This window comes from Mesorhizobium sp. M2A.F.Ca.ET.067.02.1.1 (assembly GCF_004023285.1).
Taxonomy (GTDB): Bacteria; Pseudomonadota; Alphaproteobacteria; order Rhizobiales; family Rhizobiaceae; genus Mesorhizobium.
Genome location: NZ_RZSB01001207.1, coordinates 1 through 1,037 on the forward strand (window position 1 = coordinate 1; position 1,037 = coordinate 1,037).

The 1,037-nt window shown below is 69.3% G+C and carries 1 pseudogene; it reads right to left on the reverse strand.

Features of this window, described 5'->3' with window-relative positions:
* A pseudogene (locus tag EOA28_RS36780) lies at positions 1 to 1,037 on the reverse strand (RNA-binding protein); the annotation flags it as partial.

The window sequence follows — 1,037 nt, forward strand, 5'->3', positions numbered from 1 at the left end:
GGCGATCGCCGCGCCCTGGTTGCGCGACAGCTGCACGACGCGCCGCAGCATCTCGACGAAAGTGCCGGAGATCGGCAGGTTCGACCAGGTCGCCTCGGGCGTGACATGGAAGAGCACCAGCGTGCCCTTGTCCTTTTTCATGCCTGTCACCAGCGGCGTGCCGTCGGCAAGCGTGGCCCAGGTGCGCTCGACGATGTCGGGCGTCGGCTCGGCCAGAACCTGCCGGCTGACCGTCACCTCGGAGGGCGGGGAAAGATCGGCGAAGGGACCGTTCTTCGGGAATTCGGTGACCGCCTGCGGTGTCGTCCAGGACAGCGCGCCGCCGAGCGCGCGCTCGCCGCTGCGCAACCGTACAGGCAAAAGGTCGTCGTCATTGCCGGCCGCGGCAAGACGCGGGCCGGCAAAGCGGACCAGCGTGCCACCCTTGTCGACCCAGTCGACCAGACGCTGCCTGACCTGCTCCGGGATGGTGCCGACATCGGCCATGATGATCATCGCCGGTTTCTGGTCGAGAAGCTGCGGAATGGCGTCGGCGAGGTCGGCGCTCGACGGCTCGACCAGGTCCGCGAAGGGCTGCAGGGCGCGGCGGATATAGTAGAGCGGCGACAGAAGCGGCTGCGCCTGGTCGGCCTCGGCCTGAGACAGCAGGCCGACACGGCGTCGTTTCGAGCTTTCGTCCAGCACCCGCACCGCGCCCGCCTGGTGCTCGCCGTCGAGCGCGATCGAGGCGAAATCGTTGCGCAGCTCGAAGGGAACCGCCATCGTCGCCGTGGCGGCGGCTTCGCCCGGCGCGAAGGTCAGCGTCGCGTCGGCGATGCGGCGGCCCTTGTCGTCGAAGGCGCCCGCGGTGACCTGCGCCGGCGCCGGACTGCCCGGCGCGCGGATAGCGGTCAAAGCGAAACCGTCGACCTGGTTGTCGGCGCTAGTCAGGCCGGTCACCGAGGGCCGGTCGGACGTGGCCCAGACCAGCCGCTTCGCGTTCTTTTCGAGCAGCGTCTTGAAAGCGGCTTCGTCGCCTTTGGCGGCAAGGCCATCGG